This window comes from Pseudomonas sp. BF-R-01, from assembly GCF_019946615.1.
Taxonomy (GTDB): domain Bacteria; phylum Pseudomonadota; class Gammaproteobacteria; order Pseudomonadales; family Pseudomonadaceae; genus Aquipseudomonas; species Aquipseudomonas migulae.
The window spans coordinates 52,257-67,748 of record NZ_JAGYFX010000028.1 but is presented as its reverse complement, the minus strand read 5'-3'; the positions used below and the strand labels follow the sequence as shown (position 1 = coordinate 67,748).

Genomic DNA, 15,492 nt, shown 5'->3' with positions numbered 1-15,492 from the left:
CTCAAGAGCGCCTTCGCCGGCAAGCCTGGCTCCTACAAAAAGCGGTCAGCATTAAAGTCGTTCAGACCGTTTTCACCGCCCGACCAACCCCTCTGACAATCATCTCCACCTCGCGCTCATCAATCGTCAGTGGTGGCAGCAGGCGGATGGTCTTGCCCCGTGTCACGTTGATCAGCAAGGCGTGATCCCGCGCGGCGATCAGGGTCAGGTCGCGAATCGGTTGCTTGAGCTCGATACCGATCATCAAACCCTGGCCGCGAATCGCCAGCACGTTCGGGTCATCGGCCAACTCGGTGCGCAATCTGGCGAGCAAGCGGTCGCCCTGTATTTTGGCGTTTTCCAGCAGGCCCTGTTCTTCGATGATGTCCAGCACGGTGCAACCCACGCGGCAGGCCAGTGGATTACCGCCGAACGTGCTGCCGTGGCTACCAGGGGTGAAGAGGTCGGCGGCTTTGCCCCGGGCCAGGCAGGCGCCGATGGGGACGCCGTTACCGAGGCCTTTGGCCAACGTCATGACGTCCGGAACGATGCCTTCGTGCTGGAACGCAAACCACTGGCCAGTGCGGCCGATGCCGGTCTGGATTTCATCGAGCATCATCAGCCAGCCACGCCGATTGCACAGGTCGCGCACGGCCTTGAGGTAACCGGGCGGGGCCAGTTGCACGCCGCTTTCACCCTGGATCGGCTCCATCAGGATTGCCACGATTCTTGCGCCGTGGGCCTGCTGGACCTTGTCCAGCGCCTTGAGATCGCCGAACGGCACTTTGACGAAATCACCCGGCAGTTCATTGAAACCCAGGCGCACGGCCGGGCCATCGCTGGCGGACAGCGTGCCGAGCGTCCGGCCATGGAACGCGTTTTCCATGACGACCACCAAGGGCTGTTCGATGCCTTTGTGCCAGCCATGCAGCCGCGCCAGTTTCAGCGCAGTCTCGTTGGCTTCGGCACCGGAGTTATTGAAGAACGCCCGCTCCATGTCCGCCAGCCGCGTCAGTTTCTGCGCCAGCCGCTGTTGCCAGTCGATGCTGTAGAGGTTGGAGGTGTGCAGCAGCAGGCCGGCCTGTTCGCTGATCGCCGAGACGATTCTGGGATGCGAATGCCCAACATTGGTCACCGCCACGCCCGCCACCGCGTCCAGGTATTCACGACCGGCCTGATCCCACAGGCGCGTGCCCAGGCCTTTACTGAAACTCAGTGCCAGCGGTTGGTAAGTACTCATCAGGCAGGCGGCGGTCATGACATCAAACTCCATCAATGGTCGGTGTTTTTGCAGTATGGTTAGCCACCTGAGCTGGATAAACGCTGCAATACTTCATTCATTTTAAAGTCGGGCTTGATAATGGATTTGTTCCAGGCAATGACCGTGTACGTAAGGGTGGTGGAATCCGGCAGCATGACCGCCGCCGCTTTTCAGTGCGAAATGTCCACCACCATGGTGGGCAATCACCTGCGGGCACTGGAGCAGCGTCTGGGTGTGCGCTTGCTCAACCGTACGACCCGGCGCCAACGGTTGACGGAATTTGGCACCGCGTACTATCAACGCTGCCTGGAAGTGCTGGGACTGGTGGCCGAATCCGAGCGCCTGGCCGAGCAGGCCCTCGACGAGCCGAGCGGCACCCTGCGCATTACCGCCCCGCTGACGTTCGGCACGGAAAAACTGGCACCGGCGCTCAGCGAATTCGCCCTGCTGTGCCCACGCGTCAAACTGGATGTGGTCCTCACCAACCGCCGCCCGGACCTGCTTGAAAACGGCATCGACGTAGCGTTTCGCCTGGGCAACATGGAACAGACCAACCTGATCGCCCGTCCACTGGTGGACTACACCCTGACCATGTGCGCATCGCCGATCTACCTGGCGCGTCGCGGCAACCCGGAAAAACCTGATGACCTGCGACACCACGACTGCCTGTCCTTCGCCTACCCGGCCGGTGATGACTGGCAATCGGTGGAAAAGGAATGGCGTCTGAGCGGGGCCGAAGGCGAGGTAGCGGTGGCGGTCAGTGGACCGATGCTGATCAACAGCTCCGCCGGTTTGCATCAGGCGGCACGCACCGGCATGGGCATCGTGCTGTTACCCGACGCCTTGGTAGAACAAGACCTCAAGGACGGAACACTGGTGGCCTTGATGCCGAATTACCCGCCGCCGAGCCGGCCAATGAGCCTGATGTACGCTCAGGATCGCTACCGCTTGCCGAAATTACGCCGTTTCGTCGACTTCGCCATGGGGATGTGGGGCAAGCACTAGGCGGTTGAATGCACCATCGACTAATCTCCTCGACTGGCGGGTCGCTTTGGTCAGGGAGAGCAGTGATGGATGGGGCCTCGGATATTGAAGCGTTGAAGTTCAATCTGTCGGATTTGAACGAAGACATGCTGCACACCATCCTGGAACTGGTCAGTGATGGCATCTGGGACTGGAACGCAAATACCGGGTTCGTTTACCGCAACCCCGGCTGGTACAAAATGCTCGGCTATGCGCCTCATTCCCTCGACAACACGGTATTCACCTGGGAATCGGTGATGCATCCCGAGGATTACCCACGGGTCATGGCCCTGTTTGACGCCTACCTGAGCCAACAGGCTCCCGGCTATCAGGCCGAGTATCGCTGCCGCATGCAGGATGGTAGCTATACCTGGGTCGAAGACCGCGGCTACGTACTCGCCCGCAACGCCGACGGTTCGGTGGCGCGCATGGTCGGTGCGCACCGCAGCATCGAAGACAAGAAGCGCTTGTTCGAAGAGCTTGAACGAAAGAACAAATCCCTCGAAGCCATCGTCGAAGAACGCACCCGCGAGTTATCCCGGGTCAACCAGCAACTGCAGATTCAGCTCGAAGAAAATCGCAAACTGGCGGAAACCGACGCACTGACCACAATCGCCAATCGCCATCGCCTGAGCAAGGACCTTCCTCAGGCATGTGATCGCGCCCAGCGCTTCCGACAGCCGCTGTCGCTGATTGCCATGGACATCGACGACTTCAAGAACATCAACGATCACTACGGTCATGCCTTGGGGGATGCCGCGTTGGTGCAGGTAGTCCAGAGCGTGAAACATTGCGTACGCGACGGCGATTTGCTGGCGCGCTGGGGCGGTGACGAGTTCATCATCATTCTTCCCGATACCCCGTTGGCCGACGCCAGAAGCCTCGCGGAGACAATCCGCCATAACGTCGCCAGTTTGCTGCCAGTGGGAGACTTTCAAGTCACCATGAGTTTTGGCGTCGTACAACGCTTTGAAGAAGAACAACAGACCGGGCTGTTGGCCAGGGCTGATCAAGCGTTGTATCGGTCGAAAGTGGCGGGCAAGAATGTGATTTCGGGGTAAGCGTTTTTCACGCCCCTCACATCCCCGCCTTCACCAACACCGGTTTCTCTTGATACCGCTCCGGAAACAACTTCTTCAACTGGGCCACTTTCGGTAGATCATTGATAACGATGTACGGATAGGTGGGGTGTTCAGTCAGAAAGTCCTGATGTTCCTCTTCTGCCGGGTAGAAACCGTTATAGGTTTCCAGTTTGGTGACGATCGGTTTGTTGAACGATTTCGCAGCGTCGAGCTGGGCAATGTAGGCCTGGGCAACACGTTGCTGCTCGCTGTTTTCCGGAAAAATCGCCGAGCGATACTGCGTGCCGTGGTCAGGTCCCTGACGATTGAGTTCGGTCGGGTTGTGAGCCACCGAGAAGTAGATCTGCAACAAGGTGCCGTAGCTGACCTGAGTGGGGTCGAAGGTCACCTCGACCGATTCCGCGTGACCGGTATTGCCGTCGCTGACCCGCTCGTATTGAGCGGTGTCGGCCGCCCCGCCCGCGTAACCGGAGACGGCTTTCTTCACGCCTTTGACATGCTGAAACACACCTTGGACGCCCCAGAAGCAACCGCCGGCGAACACGGCGGTTTCGCTGTGGGCCTGGGTGATTTCGTCGAGTGTGGGTGCGGGGATGATGACCGCGTCTTCGGCGGATCCGAAAGAGAACGCAGAGCATTGGCCGATGACGCCAGCGGCGGCCAGTCCCAACAGGGTGCGACGCAAGGTGAACAGGGTTTTCATGAGGCGGACTCCTGAATCAGTGAGGTGGCGATCAACCGAACGTAAAGGCATATGCCGAGACACCCGGATCGAGAAATTCGATGCTGAACGTCCGATCCGTTACTGCGCCGGACTGGCGCACCAGTTGATACAAACGTTGTTCGGTGACGCTACCGCTGCCATCGGGCGCCACGTCTGTACCGTGGGCATCGCCGGGGGCTTTTCCGTCAATCAGCACTTTGAAACGCACCGGCCTGCCGTCTGCGCCGGGTCCCAGTACCAGATGCAAATCACGTGCGTGGAAGCGGTAGACAATGCGACTGGCGGGCGCGCTTGAAGTGGCCCGCTCCGGACCGACAATCCACTGACCACCCAGGCTCCAGTCATTCAGGGCCAGTTGCGACGGAGGGTTGTAGGTCATCAACTTGTCGGGAACCAGACTGGTTTCGGGGACGAAATGCTCCGAGCGCTGGTAGCCGAGATAGGTTTCCGGCGACTGCACTTCGTTCATGTCCGGCGCGAGTTGAACACCCTCGGCATTGGCATTAATCAACCCGTCATCCACCTTGGCGGCACCCGCTTCACGCAGCAATTGCTGGATCACCCGCTCCGACTCGGCGTACTCGCCTTCGCCAAAGTGGTGATACCGAATGCGCCCCTGGGCGTCGGCAAAATAGTGGGCCGGCCAATACTCATTGTTGAAAGCTCGCCAGATCTTGAATTCATTGTCGATGGCCACCGGGTAGTTGATACCCAGGTCCTTCATGGCTTTGGTGACGTTGCCTACGTTGCGCTCGAAGGCGAATTCGGGCGCATGGATGCCAATCACCACCAACCCCTGATCGCGGTATTTTTCAGCCCAGGCTTTTACATAGGGCAAGCTGCGCAGGCAGTTGATGCAGGAGTAAGTCCAGAAATCCACCAGCACTACCTTGCCCTTCAACGCCTGGGCATCGAGTGGTGGCGAGTTGAGCCATTGCACGGCGCCATCCAGCGATGGCAGCTTGCCTTCGATGGGCAGTGTGCCCGGCGCTTTGTCAGCCACATTCATCGCACCGTCAGCGGTCGGGTTCCTCGTCATCATCGCCTCGCTGCCGTTCGGTGTCTTACCGGCCAAACGACCCACCAGCGCCTGCTCGATACCACCGGTAGATGCCGTAGAAAACCGCGCCAGAATCCCGGTATCTAGTCCCAACGAAATCGCCGCCACACCCGCCAGCATGGCCGCGCCCAAACCTCGACGGACCCACTCGCCAGCACCGATGGAACGCTTCATGGCGGCAAAAACCTTACCGCCCAGCAGCAACGCAACCGCAAGGGAAGTGGCGGCACCGGCGGCGTAGGCCAGCAGCAACAGGGTGGTGGCGATGCTTGCCCCTTGCAGCGCGGCGCCGGTTAACAACAGGCCCAGAATTGGCCCGGCACACGGCGCCCAGAGCAGCCCCGTGGCAACACCGATCAAAAACGAAGCACCGGGACGCGGCCGGGCATCGGCGCCCGCCGCCTCCGACAACCGACTGCCAGCCGCCACCAACGGGCGCGTCAGACGTTCGGCCAACTGCGGCAGCAACAGCGTCAGCCCGAACAGGGCGACAAACACCAGCGCGAGCCAGCGTCCATACTGATTGAGTTGCACCACCCAACCGCCGCCCACTGCCGCCAATGAAGCGACCAGCGCGAAGGTCAGCGCCATGCCCGCCAGCAGCGGCAGGCTGCTCTTCATGAACGGCTGCCCGGTGCGAGCGAAGACAAACGGCAACACCGGCAGAATGCACGGGCTGACGATCGTCAGCACACCACCGAGATAAGCGAGGATCAGAAGCCACATAGCGTCGACCTGCAGGAAATGAGAGAAAAAGGAATCAAGCCGCCTGTGGCTTGAAGGTCATCGCCAGACCGTTCATGCAGTAGCGCAGACCGGTAGGTTTGGGCCCATCGTCGAAGACATGGCCCAGATGACCGCCGCAACGCCGGCAGTGAACCTCTTCGCGCAACACACCAAAGGACCGGTCCTGACGGGTCGCCACCGCCTTGTCCAGCGGTGCCCAGAAACTCGGCCAGCCGGTGTGGCTGTCGAACTTGGTGGCAGAGGAAAACAGCGGCAGATCGCAACCGGCACAGGCAAAGGTTCCATCACGATGCTCATTGTTCAGCGCACTGCTGTAAGCCCGTTCAGTGCCCTCTTCCCGCAGGATTTCGTACTGCTCGTCACTGAGCAGGGCACGCCATTCGCTGTCAGTGTGCGTCACCTCGAAAACCTCCGCCGCGCTGGCCTCGCTGACCAGCGCAGAGCTGGCCGCAAATTTTGGCAATACACCGATCGCCAGGGCTGCAACCCCCAGCCCGCCGCTCGCTACAAGAAATTGTCGCCGTGAAAACATGGCCGTCTCCAAAATCCAAAGTGCCTTTCATGGAACACAGCCTAGGCTTGGGTTGATCGCCAAATCCTCACGGGAAGTTAAACAATTCGTGATAACTCTGGCCCCGGAAAACCCGCACAATGCGCTCATTGCGCCGAAGGATTGAGCTTGATGGAACCGACCAAACGCGTCCTCGTGGTCGAGGACGACCTGCATATCGCCGACCTTATCTGCCTGCATCTTCGTGATGAGCAGTTCGAGGTGGTGCACTGCGCCGATGGCGATGTAGGCATGCGAATGCTGCAGCAAGGGAGCTGGGATGCACTGATCCTCGACCTGATGCTGCCGGGCGTCGATGGCCTGGAAATCTGCCGGCGCGCCCGCGCCATGGCCCGCTACACACCGATCATCATCACCAGCGCGCGCTCAAGTGAAGTGCACCGGATTCTGGGGCTGGAACTCGGTGCCGACGATTACCTGGCCAAACCCTTTTCCATGCTTGAGCTGGTCGCCCGGGTCAAAGCGCTGTTGCGGCGGGTCGACGCCATGGCCCGCAACCTGAAAATGGACGCCGGCAGCCTGATCACGGACGGGCTCGCCATCGACCCGATCACCCGCGATGTGTCCCTTGACGGTCGCCGCCTCGACCTCACACCACGGGAGTTCGACCTGTTGTATTTCTTCGCCCGCCAGCCCGGCAAGGTGTTCTCGCGCATGGACCTGCTCAATGCCGTGTGGGGTTACAGCCATGAAGGCTACGAGCACACGGTCAATACCCACATCAACCGCCTGCGCGCGAAAATCGAGGCCGACCCGGCACAACCGGTGCGCATCCTCACGGTGTGGGGCCGTGGCTACAAATTCGCGGCCAGGGAGGAACAGCCATGAGGCTGACCCTCACCCAGCGGCTGTCGCTGGTGTTCGCCGTGCTGTTGCTGGTGTGCTGCGGCACCTCGGCATGGATGCAGGTGCGTTCCAACCAGATGCATGAACAGGAAGTGGTGCAAGGGCTGTCGCGGGATCTGGCCCAACACATTGCCCGTGACACCGTGCTGATGGACACCCAGGGCCTGATGCCCAATGCCGTGCGTGACCTGTTCAGCAAACTGATGCTGGTCAATCCCAGTGTCGAGGTTTATCTGCTCGACACCGAGGGCAAGATTGTCGGCAGCGCCGCGCCCGAGGGCCGGATTCATCGCGAGCGGATCGACCTCGCGCCGATCCAGCGCCTGCTCAAAGGCGATGCCCTGCCGATTCTCGGCGACGACCCGCGCAGCGCCGATGCGCGCAAGGTGTTCAGCGCCGCGCCGCTGAAAGTTGACGGCAAGCCGGCTGGTTATCTCTATGTGGTGCTGCTCGGTGAGGACCACGATCGCCTGGCTGAACGCGGCGCCACCAGTGCGGCACTCAATACCGCCCTGTTATCGATCGGGTTGGTTGCACTGCTGTGCCTGATTGCCGGTCTCACCGCGTTTGCACTGATTACCCGACCTTTGCGCCGACTGACCGAAACCGTCAGCCAGTTCGACATCGATGGCGTCCCGGCCACGCCTCCTGAATCAGCGCCGGTGGAAAAAACCGCCAGCCACGATGAAATTGCCATTCTCGACGCGACCTTCCGACAGATGCAGGCACGCCTCAGTGAACAATGGCGCTCGTTGACCCGCCAGGATCAGGAACGCCGCGAGCTGGTGGCGAACATTTCCCACGACTTGCGCACGCCGTTGGCCTCCCTGCACGGTTATCTGGAAACCCTGTCGCTCAAGGACGCCACGTTGTCCCCCGCCGACCGCCGCCGCTACCTCGGCATCGCTCTGGACCAAAGCCGCAAAGTCGGCGGTCTGGCGCAATCGCTGCTGGAGTTGGTAAGGCTGGAACACGGTTTTGTGCAACCGGTGCTGGAGCGCTTCTCCCTGACCGACCTGGTGCAGGACATCTTCCAGAAATTCGAACTGACCGCCGAGGCGCGTCAGGTCGAACTGAAAGCCAACTTTGCCCCCAACGTTGCAGCCGCCTGCGCCGATCTGGGGCTGATTGAACGGGTGCTCACCAATCTGTTCGACAACGCTCTGCGCCACACCGCCCAAGGTGGGGAAGTCGAACTGAGCCTGCGCCCTCAAGGGTCTTTCGTCGAAGTCACCGTCAGCGACACTGGGCCCGGCATCGCGCCAGAACTGCGCGAAGGGTTGTTCCTGCGCCCGTTCAACATTGGCGGGGCACGGCGCGATGGCGGACTCGGGCTGCGAATCGTGCATCGGATCCTGCAACTGCACGGTCGCGATATCCAGCTGATCGATGTGCCCGGGCGCGGTGCAACGTTCCGTTTCACACTGCCGGTTGATCAGCAAACCGCAGAGCAATGGGCGGTGCGGTCGATGAATCTGAATACACCGGGGAAATAGTCGCCGCAACCGCTATGATCCCGACTTCACTTTTCGGCAAGGACGCTGCTCGATGCTCAACACCCTGGAAAACACCCCACTGTGGGTTTATGCAGTATTTCTGCTGCTCTGTTACTACGGCATCAAAGCCCTGTCCCCGAGCCGTGAAAGCAAGTTTTCACTGCTGATCACACCGCCGATTCTGTTGGGCTGGTCGCTGTATTCGTTGAATCTGACACCCGACTTCTCACTCTCAATCAGTTGCTGGCTGGCTGCGGTGATCGTGGGTAGCTTCGTCGCGCTGGTGATTTTTTCGCGCAAGGGTGTCGAGCTGGATAAAACGCAAACCGGGTTGATCGTGCCGGGCACGACAAAAACCCTGGTGCTCTACCTGCTGTTTTTCGCTGTTAACTATTACTTTGGCTATCAGGCCGAGGTTGATCCGCAGCATTCGGCCACGCTGCCGATGGTGTTGCTAAAGGCCTGTGCATCAGGCTTTTCGAGCGGTTTGTTCTGCGGACGCTCATTCCGGTTTTATCAAACGTTCCGCTCCCTGAAGCCCGCCATCCTGTAGGAGCCGCCATCGCCAGCAAGCCGGCTCCTACAAGGTGGTGTTATCCAGTTCTTTTGCCCGCTCGCCTGTTCACCCGTGACAACGCCGCGCAGGTCCAATAGATTAGGCGGCCTGAAAAAGCCCTGTGCTTTTTCGCCTCAATTCAAGTTAAAGAAGTAGTGAAATTTCAATGTCCGATTCCAATACCGCTGAATCCGTAGTCACCTTGTCGTCCAAAGCGGAATACGAAAACTCCATCAATCTTTCACAGCACGTGCCCCAGGCCAAGACCATCGCCGAGATGGTGCTGGACGCTTTCCAGTCCACCCGGGAAAGCGACCAGATCCGCGAGCTGCGCGCCGCGATTCGCCAGGCCCACGACCGCTTCGACGACGATAAAGCCTATGAATTGATGGGCGAACTCAAGCAACTCAAGGACGCCGAAGCGGCCGATATCGCGGCCCTTGAAGACCTGAGCAGCAAATTCTCGATCAGCCGGATCCTTTCCAGCTTCAAGGACGATCCTGCGTTTCAGGAAATCGTCTACGGTCTGGCCCTGAAAGTACTGAACCAGACGCATCAGGCCATCAGCAACCCAACCAGTGGCAAGAGCAAAACGGCCCGCGCCAAGAAAGATGTCGAAGTGTTCACCATCAGCAAGGACGGCATCAGCGTCACGCTGCCGCTGCGCACTCCGCGCTCGCGCCTCAACGTTGACCGTGAGGCCCTGGAGTTCCTCGGCTTTACCTTTGTCGGCGAAGGCGATGAAGCAGAGCTGGAAAGCGAATCGTTCCTGGACAGTAGCGGAACCGAACACGCCGTTAACCGCAAAAACATCATCACCGCGCTTCAGCAGCAAACCGCGTTCGATGGCTACAGCATCGCCGCGCAGTAACACTTCCCGCTCAGCAGCGCCTCAAGCGCCACTGACCTAAAAGCCCCGCCCTAGAGCGGGGCTTTTTATTGCCCGCGATTCCGGCAAAAGCGCGATTACTCTCTGTGTATCGACGCCAGAAAAAAACTTCCCTTAACCCTTGAGCACCACGGGTCCGCCTGCGGGGAACGTCAACTTTCTTTCCAGCCCAAGACCTCAGTGGTGCGATTGCTGAGGTCATCATGCACCCGACCCCCTTGTACCGTCAGTTAGCCAACCACTACCTCGACGCGATCCGCAGCGGCACCTTGAAAACCGGGGAACGCTTCCCCTCCATTCGGCTGATGATGGAAAAACACGCCGTCAGCCTGTCGACCGCGGTGCAGGTGTGCCGGGAGCTTGAGGACTATGGCGTCCTGGAAGCCCGTCCGCGTTCCGGCAACTACATTCGCCAGCCGGACACCTTGCCCAAACCGGTCGTGACCACAACGCCTGCGCCCCTTGATACCGAGGTCTATCTCGGCATTCACGAGCAAGTGTCATCGGTGCTCAAGGCCAGCCAACGCGCGACGGTCAAGGTCAATTTCGCCAGTGCCTACTGCGCGCCGGAACTCTATCCGTTGAAGATTCTGCAAGACCATATGAGCAAGGCATTGCGTCAGGATCAGAAACTGCTGGGTGCGACAGGCCCGACCTGCGGCAACATCGAGTTGCGCAACATCCTTGCCCGACGAGCGCTGACGGCAAAGGCCAACCTGAGCGCCGAGAAAATGGTGATCACCAACGGCGCGACCGAAGCGATCAACCTGGCCTTGCGTGCGGTGACCCACCCCGGCGACACCGTGGCCGTGGAATCCCCGACCTTTTACGGCCTGCTGCAAATTCTCGAAAGTTTGAACTTGCGAGTGCTCGAAGTCCCGGCAACGGCCCATTCGGGCATCAATCTGTTTGCGCTCGAACAGCTGTTGCAAGGCCCCGACCGGATTCGGGCGCTGATCGTCATTCCCAATCTGCAGAATCCGCTCGGCAGTATCATGCCCGACACCCACAAGGCGCGGCTGGTGCAATTGTGTGCCGAGCACGGCACCGTGCTGATCGAAGACGATACCTACGGCGACCTGGTGGACACCGAGCAGCCGTTATCCACGCTCAAACACTGGGACCGCACCGACAACGTCATCTACTGCGCGTCGCTGAACAAAACGCTGGCGCCGGGCATACGCCTGGGCTGGATCAGCGCCGGGCAGTGGCACGACCGCGTGGAAATGCTCAAGCACACGCAGTCCCGAGGTTGTGAGGCGTTGTCGCAACTGGCGGTCAGTGCGTTCATGAAGACGCCGTCCTACGAACGTTACCTGCGCCGCTTGAGGAAAACGCTGACACAGCAGCGCCAGCAGATGAGTGCGGCGATCACTCGCTATTTTCCACCGGGCACCCGCATCACCCATCCACGGGGCGGTACGTTGTTGTGGGTGGAACTGCCGGCTGAGCAGGCGTCCATGGCGTTTTTTCATGCGGCGTTGAAGGTGGGCATCCAGATTTTGCCTGGGGATATCTTTTCCAACGCCCAGCGCTTCAGTCACTTTGTGCGGATCGGTTGTGGGGCGCCGTATTCGCCGAAGATTGATGAAGCGCTGGCGACCCTCGGCCAACTCCTCAAAAACCAGAGCTGACGTATTTCCTGTAGGAGCGAGCGGTGCGGCGTTCCGACTTGCCCGCGAAGAACGATAATGCGGTCATTCAGGAGAACCGCGTTATCGTTCTTCGCGGGCAAGCCTCGCTCCTACAAGGGATTGGCGTGCAGGCAGATGATGTGCGGATCATCGTTCCAATGCGGGAAGCGCTCGGCGATCAGCGGGTCATGGCCGGGAATGACGTGGTCCTCACCATCGGCCAAACGGTCGATTTCGATAAACGCTTCCAGCGTCTGAGCCAGATCATCAATGATCGGAAACGGACTGCGCTGACGAATGTTCGCCCACAAATGCGCCGCATCCGACGCCAGAACAATCCACCCGCGTGCGGTCTTCACCCGCACCACCTGGCTGCCCGGCGTATGCCCGCCCACCGGGTGCAGCGTCACGCCGGGAATCACCTCGACCGTGCCGGTATGCAAGCGCAGCCGGCCTTCGAACAGCGGTGGCAACGCCGACATCACATCCTCGACCTCGTAGGTTTTGTTCACCGTGCGATGGGCCATTTTCGGTCCGGTGCAGAAGCGCAGTTCCGCTTCCTGCAAATGCACCGTGGCTTTCGGAAACAACCCCAGGTTGCCGGCGTGGTCCCAGTGCAAATGGGTGAGGATCAGGTTCTCGACCTGCGCCGGATCGATGTCCAGTTGACGTAGGGAATCTTCCGGCAGGCGATACATCTGACGGTTGCGCCGATCCGCTGTCGCGGGTTGAAAGCACGTGTCGACCACAATCACCTGCTGCTCATTACGAATGACCCAGAAGTAGTAATCCAGCGGCATCGACGCATTCGGATCACCGCAGCAGGCGTCGTAAAGAAAGTTCTCCCGGGCAGTGCGCTGGGCATTGGCGCCGACTCGGATGGCGAACACTTCGTACACAGGAACGGACATATTCACCTCCCGATCAGGCCACTGCAGCGGTTTTGAGGGTCGGACGGAAGTCGAAATCGATCTCGTCGCTAATCCCCAGATCCTGCGCCAGACGATGCAGGCCGCTGTAGTCGCGCATGATCGTGGCGTTCTTGTTGCTCTCCCGGGTGTCGGCAATGATCAGTGCCGCGTCCTCGACGCCGAGTTGCGTCAGAATCGCCTCCCACATCGAGTAGTCCTGAGCGACAAAGGCACTCAGCGCCACCGACAACGTCTGTGCGAAAAATGCCCGTTGAGGCGGCTGCATGTTGGCGTACATGACCTTCGCCACTTCCGCGAGAATCTTGCTGTGGGCATATTCGTCGCGGTTATGCAGTTCGGCGACGCGGCGATTTTGCGGCTGAATGGTTTGATCGTCGGCCAGCAGATCGAGGTAAGCGTTGACGCTGATCTCGGCCACTACCGCGAAAGTGATCGCCGCCAGATCGCGCTGCCACTGCTCAGGCAATTCCTCACGCAGCGCGGCAAGACGCAGATAAGTCACCGACGGCGGCAGGTCCAGATCCTGATCAAGCGCTCGATCCTCTTTGGTCCGCTCAATGGCCCGCAGGTGCATGAGCGTGTGGTAGTGCTCGTCGATCAACGTCTGCTGCATCGCTTCGCGAAAATGCCAGTCGTTTTTGCCCAGGTACTGATTGGCGATGACGCTCAACGCAGGGTTCACCACATGCTCTTCGGCCGTGACCGTGCGCAGGTTGTAGCCGATCCAGCCCCAGGTCACCACGGTGCTTTTGAGCTCGTCGCTCAGGGCCTGGAATTTCGGGTGATGGAAAAACGGCACCATGCACTCCGGGTAATCCGGGCGCGCCGGGTCGAACGTTTCGCTGACCGAGGTCTTGTCCGGTGCGCACACCGTGGCCCTTTTGGTCCAGGCCTGATTGAGCCGCACGACCAGTTGATGATCGACCTTGGCGATCTCGATTGCTGTTTGCATGACGCGATACCTGTAAGACGCGTACCCGCCGAGGGGTACGCCGATGGAATTGTGGGCGACGGATGAATCAGGCCAGCCAGTAGCGAGTCAGGTTTCGCGCCGGGTCAGTGTATCGACTGCGGGCGTGGATCATTCGCCAATTGTCCCAAATCAGCATGCAGCCGTCGGGAATCAGCACCGGCGTGTTGTGCTGGATGAAGTATTCCTCGCCGAGCATCGCGAACCTGGCCAGTGGCGATGAGCTGTTCGTCACCTTCGATTGCTGCAGATCCTCCTCGGAAGGGTTCACATCGCCGTAGTGAAACTGGTTGTAGCTGAAGCGGAAAATGTCCCCGTCCTCTGTAGGCGTCAGGATGTATTCCTTGACCCGCGTTTGCGCCACTTCACCCGGTTTAGCGGTGGCCACGAACTCCACGGGTGTGTCGTCGATCCATTCGCGCAGCTCGGGCTCCGTGCGTTCGAGGAATGCCAGAAACTCGATCCCATCGACCAACCCGGTATGTCCGCCACCGCACGTGGCCTGATGATGACAATGCAGCGCCAGATAACGCGGCGGTGGGCCGTAGACCGGCGCTTCGGTGTGCGGGCCGATGCCGTTCATGCTCTGGGAGTACGGCAACGCTTCGTACCCCGGTTTGCGGGTAATGGCGAAGGCCGTCTGCCCGTTGAATTGCGGAATGATCTGACCGAACGCCTGCAATGTGCCGACGACATCGTAGGCAAATTCGGCCGGGGTCAGTACCGTCCAGCCGCGGGACGACAATTCGTCATGGCGGTGGCCCAGTGAAACGTAAGGTGTAGACGCAACAATCCCTTGATCTGACATGGTGAAGTTCCTGGCGGTTTATCAGGCGTTAACGGTTGAGGTGTAAGCGGCAATGAATTCGCGGCAGGCGTTGCCCGGTCGGTAGCGCTGCTCGTCGATGCTCTGCACGGGGGTGATTTCGGCGGCGGTGCCCGTCAGAAAACACTCATCGAAATCGCCAAGCTCCGTAGGAAGAATGGTGCGCTCGACCACTTGGTAATCCAGCGCCCCGGCCAATTCGATAACGGTCTGGCGGGTGATGCCATTGAGGAAGCAATCGGGTAGCGGCGTATGCAGCGTTCGGTCCTTGACGAAGAACACGTTGGCGCTGGTGGCTTCGGCGACGTGACCGCGCCAGTCGAGCATCAACGCGTCGTGAAAACCGTTGTTTTCCGCATCGTGCTTGCTGAGCGTGGCGATCTGGTAATGCCCGGACGCCTTGGCTTCGAACGGGCTGCTGCTGGGTGGCGGACGCCGCCACTGCGCGGTCTTCAAGCGAATGCCGCCCATGTGCCCCGCCGGGTCGAAGTAACTCGGCCATTGCCAGCAGGCGATCGCCACGTGCACGCGGTTGAAACGAGCCGAGGTCGAGATCATTTCACTGCCGCGCCACGCCACCGGCCGCAGATAACCGTCCACGACGTTGTTGCGTTGCAGCAGTTCATGACTGGCCGCTTCCAGTTCGGCCAGCTCATAGGGAATCGCGAAATCCATCAACTGTGCCGAGCGATACAGCCGCTCGCTGTGTTCGCGCAGCTTGAAGATCTTCCCGTTGTAGACCCGCTCCCCTTCATACACCGTACTCGCGTAATGCAAGCCGTGACTCAGCACATGCAGTCGCGCCTGGGACCACTCGACGAACTCGCCGTCGAGCCAGATAAAACCTTCTCGCTGATCAAACGGAATACTGCTCATATCCTTATCTCCTGATGAAT

General features: G+C 59.9%; 15 protein-coding genes. 7 read left to right on the top strand and 8 right to left on the bottom strand.

All coding sequences use genetic code 11. From position 1 onward, the window contains the following. Positions 1–61 precede the first annotated feature (61 nt). Positions 62–1,237: an aspartate aminotransferase family protein gene (locus KGB27_RS13155; RefSeq protein ID WP_223554794.1), complete on the bottom strand. Its 1,176-nt coding sequence runs from the start codon at positions 1,235–1,237 to the stop codon at positions 62–64. A gap of 102 nt (positions 1,238–1,339) precedes the next feature. On the opposite strand from KGB27_RS13155, the gene KGB27_RS13150 reads away from it, so the two are divergent. Next, positions 1,340–2,245 (top strand): LysR family transcriptional regulator, encoded by a 906-nt coding sequence (locus tag KGB27_RS13150; protein ID WP_223554792.1) that lies wholly within the window; start codon positions 1,340–1,342, stop codon positions 2,243–2,245. Between the two features lie 65 nt (positions 2,246–2,310). Beyond that, positions 2,311–3,324, top strand: coding sequence for a sensor domain-containing diguanylate cyclase (locus KGB27_RS13145; protein ID WP_223554789.1), 1,014 nt, complete (start codon positions 2,311–2,313; stop codon positions 3,322–3,324). A 16-nt stretch (positions 3,325–3,340) separates the two neighbouring features. Here KGB27_RS13145 and msrA read toward each other — a convergent pair whose 3' ends face one another. The 3 genes from msrA to msrB are packed head-to-tail and all read right to left on the bottom strand — an operon-like array spanning position 3,341 to position 6,408. Continuing rightward, positions 3,341–4,048, bottom strand: coding sequence for a peptide-methionine (S)-S-oxide reductase MsrA (gene msrA, locus KGB27_RS13140; protein ID WP_207285711.1), 708 nt, complete (start codon positions 4,046–4,048; stop codon positions 3,341–3,343). A 31-nt stretch (positions 4,049–4,079) separates the two neighbouring features. Continuing rightward, a complete protein-coding gene (locus tag KGB27_RS13135; RefSeq protein WP_207285712.1) occupies positions 4,080–5,855 on the bottom strand; it encodes a cytochrome c biogenesis protein DipZ in 1,776 nt (591 codons plus the stop codon). Positions 5,856–5,889: 34 nt separating this feature from the next. After that, positions 5,890–6,408, bottom strand: a complete 519-nt coding sequence (gene msrB / locus KGB27_RS13130) for a peptide-methionine (R)-S-oxide reductase MsrB (RefSeq protein WP_223554787.1) — start codon at positions 6,406–6,408, stop codon at positions 5,890–5,892. A gap of 150 nt (positions 6,409–6,558) precedes the next feature. On the opposite strand from msrB, the gene KGB27_RS13125 reads away from it, so the two are divergent. The 5 genes from KGB27_RS13125 (at position 6,559) to KGB27_RS13105 (ending at position 11,868) form a co-directional block, all read left to right on the top strand. Then, positions 6,559–7,275, top strand: a complete 717-nt coding sequence (locus tag KGB27_RS13125; protein WP_223554785.1) for a response regulator transcription factor — start codon at positions 6,559–6,561, stop codon at positions 7,273–7,275. Next, the gene (locus KGB27_RS13120; protein WP_223554782.1) at positions 7,272–8,789 is read left to right on the top strand and encodes a sensor histidine kinase; all 1,518 of its coding nucleotides are present in this window, start codon (positions 7,272–7,274) and stop codon (positions 8,787–8,789) included. Before KGB27_RS13125 ends, KGB27_RS13120 begins: the two co-directional genes overlap by 4 nt. Before the next feature lie 52 nt (positions 8,790–8,841). Beyond that, positions 8,842–9,342, top strand: a complete 501-nt coding sequence (locus tag KGB27_RS13115; protein ID WP_223554779.1) for a hypothetical protein — start codon at positions 8,842–8,844, stop codon at positions 9,340–9,342. Between the two features lie 169 nt (positions 9,343–9,511). Continuing rightward, positions 9,512–10,216: a hypothetical protein gene (locus KGB27_RS13110; RefSeq protein WP_008025424.1), complete on the top strand. Its 705-nt coding sequence runs from the start codon at positions 9,512–9,514 to the stop codon at positions 10,214–10,216. Positions 10,217–10,437: 221 nt separating this feature from the next. Continuing rightward, the gene (locus KGB27_RS13105) at positions 10,438–11,868 is read left to right on the top strand and encodes a PLP-dependent aminotransferase family protein (RefSeq protein ID WP_223554777.1); all 1,431 of its coding nucleotides are present in this window, start codon (positions 10,438–10,440) and stop codon (positions 11,866–11,868) included. Positions 11,869–11,978: 110 nt separating this feature from the next. Here KGB27_RS13105 and KGB27_RS13100 read toward each other — a convergent pair whose 3' ends face one another. From KGB27_RS13100 to KGB27_RS13085, 4 genes are all read right to left on the bottom strand, one after another. Then, on the bottom strand, positions 11,979–12,779 hold the full coding sequence (locus tag KGB27_RS13100) for an N-acyl homoserine lactonase family protein (RefSeq protein ID WP_223554775.1): 801 nt from the start codon (positions 12,777–12,779) through the stop codon (positions 11,979–11,981). Positions 12,780–12,792: 13 nt separating this feature from the next. Then, positions 12,793–13,752 (bottom strand): diiron oxygenase, encoded by a 960-nt coding sequence (locus tag KGB27_RS13095; RefSeq protein WP_192227794.1) that lies wholly within the window; start codon positions 13,750–13,752, stop codon positions 12,793–12,795. 67 nt (positions 13,753–13,819) lie between these two features. Beyond that, entirely contained in the window at positions 13,820–14,578 is a 759-nt protein-coding gene (locus KGB27_RS13090) for a TauD/TfdA family dioxygenase (RefSeq protein ID WP_008025417.1), read from the bottom strand. A gap of 21 nt (positions 14,579–14,599) precedes the next feature. Beyond that, positions 14,600–15,472: a branched-chain amino acid aminotransferase gene (locus tag KGB27_RS13085; protein WP_008045173.1), complete on the bottom strand. Its 873-nt coding sequence runs from the start codon at positions 15,470–15,472 to the stop codon at positions 14,600–14,602. Positions 15,473–15,492 lie beyond the last annotated feature (20 nt).

Coding starts and splice junctions, on each gene's coding strand:
- KGB27_RS13155 (WP_223554794.1), bottom strand. CDS start 1,237: ATGACCGCCGCCTGCCTGATGAGTACTTACCAACCGCTGGCACTGAGT.
- KGB27_RS13150 (WP_223554792.1), top strand. CDS start 1,340: ATGGATTTGTTCCAGGCAATGACCGTGTACGTAAGGGTGGTGGAATCC.
- KGB27_RS13145 (WP_223554789.1), top strand. CDS start 2,311: ATGGATGGGGCCTCGGATATTGAAGCGTTGAAGTTCAATCTGTCGGAT.
- msrA (WP_207285711.1), bottom strand. CDS start 4,048: ATGAAAACCCTGTTCACCTTGCGTCGCACCCTGTTGGGACTGGCCGCC.
- KGB27_RS13135 (WP_207285712.1), bottom strand. CDS start 5,855: ATGTGGCTTCTGATCCTCGCTTATCTCGGTGGTGTGCTGACGATCGTC.
- msrB (WP_223554787.1), bottom strand. CDS start 6,408: ATGTTTTCACGGCGACAATTTCTTGTAGCGAGCGGCGGGCTGGGGGTT.
- KGB27_RS13125 (WP_223554785.1), top strand. CDS start 6,559: ATGGAACCGACCAAACGCGTCCTCGTGGTCGAGGACGACCTGCATATC.
- KGB27_RS13120 (WP_223554782.1), top strand. CDS start 7,272: ATGAGGCTGACCCTCACCCAGCGGCTGTCGCTGGTGTTCGCCGTGCTG.
- KGB27_RS13115 (WP_223554779.1), top strand. CDS start 8,842: ATGCTCAACACCCTGGAAAACACCCCACTGTGGGTTTATGCAGTATTT.
- KGB27_RS13110 (WP_008025424.1), top strand. CDS start 9,512: ATGTCCGATTCCAATACCGCTGAATCCGTAGTCACCTTGTCGTCCAAA.
- KGB27_RS13105 (WP_223554777.1), top strand. CDS start 10,438: ATGCACCCGACCCCCTTGTACCGTCAGTTAGCCAACCACTACCTCGAC.
- KGB27_RS13100 (WP_223554775.1), bottom strand. CDS start 12,779: ATGTCCGTTCCTGTGTACGAAGTGTTCGCCATCCGAGTCGGCGCCAAT.
- KGB27_RS13095 (WP_192227794.1), bottom strand. CDS start 13,752: ATGCAAACAGCAATCGAGATCGCCAAGGTCGATCATCAACTGGTCGTG.
- KGB27_RS13090 (WP_008025417.1), bottom strand. CDS start 14,578: ATGTCAGATCAAGGGATTGTTGCGTCTACACCTTACGTTTCACTGGGC.
- KGB27_RS13085 (WP_008045173.1), bottom strand. CDS start 15,472: ATGAGCAGTATTCCGTTTGATCAGCGAGAAGGTTTTATCTGGCTCGAC.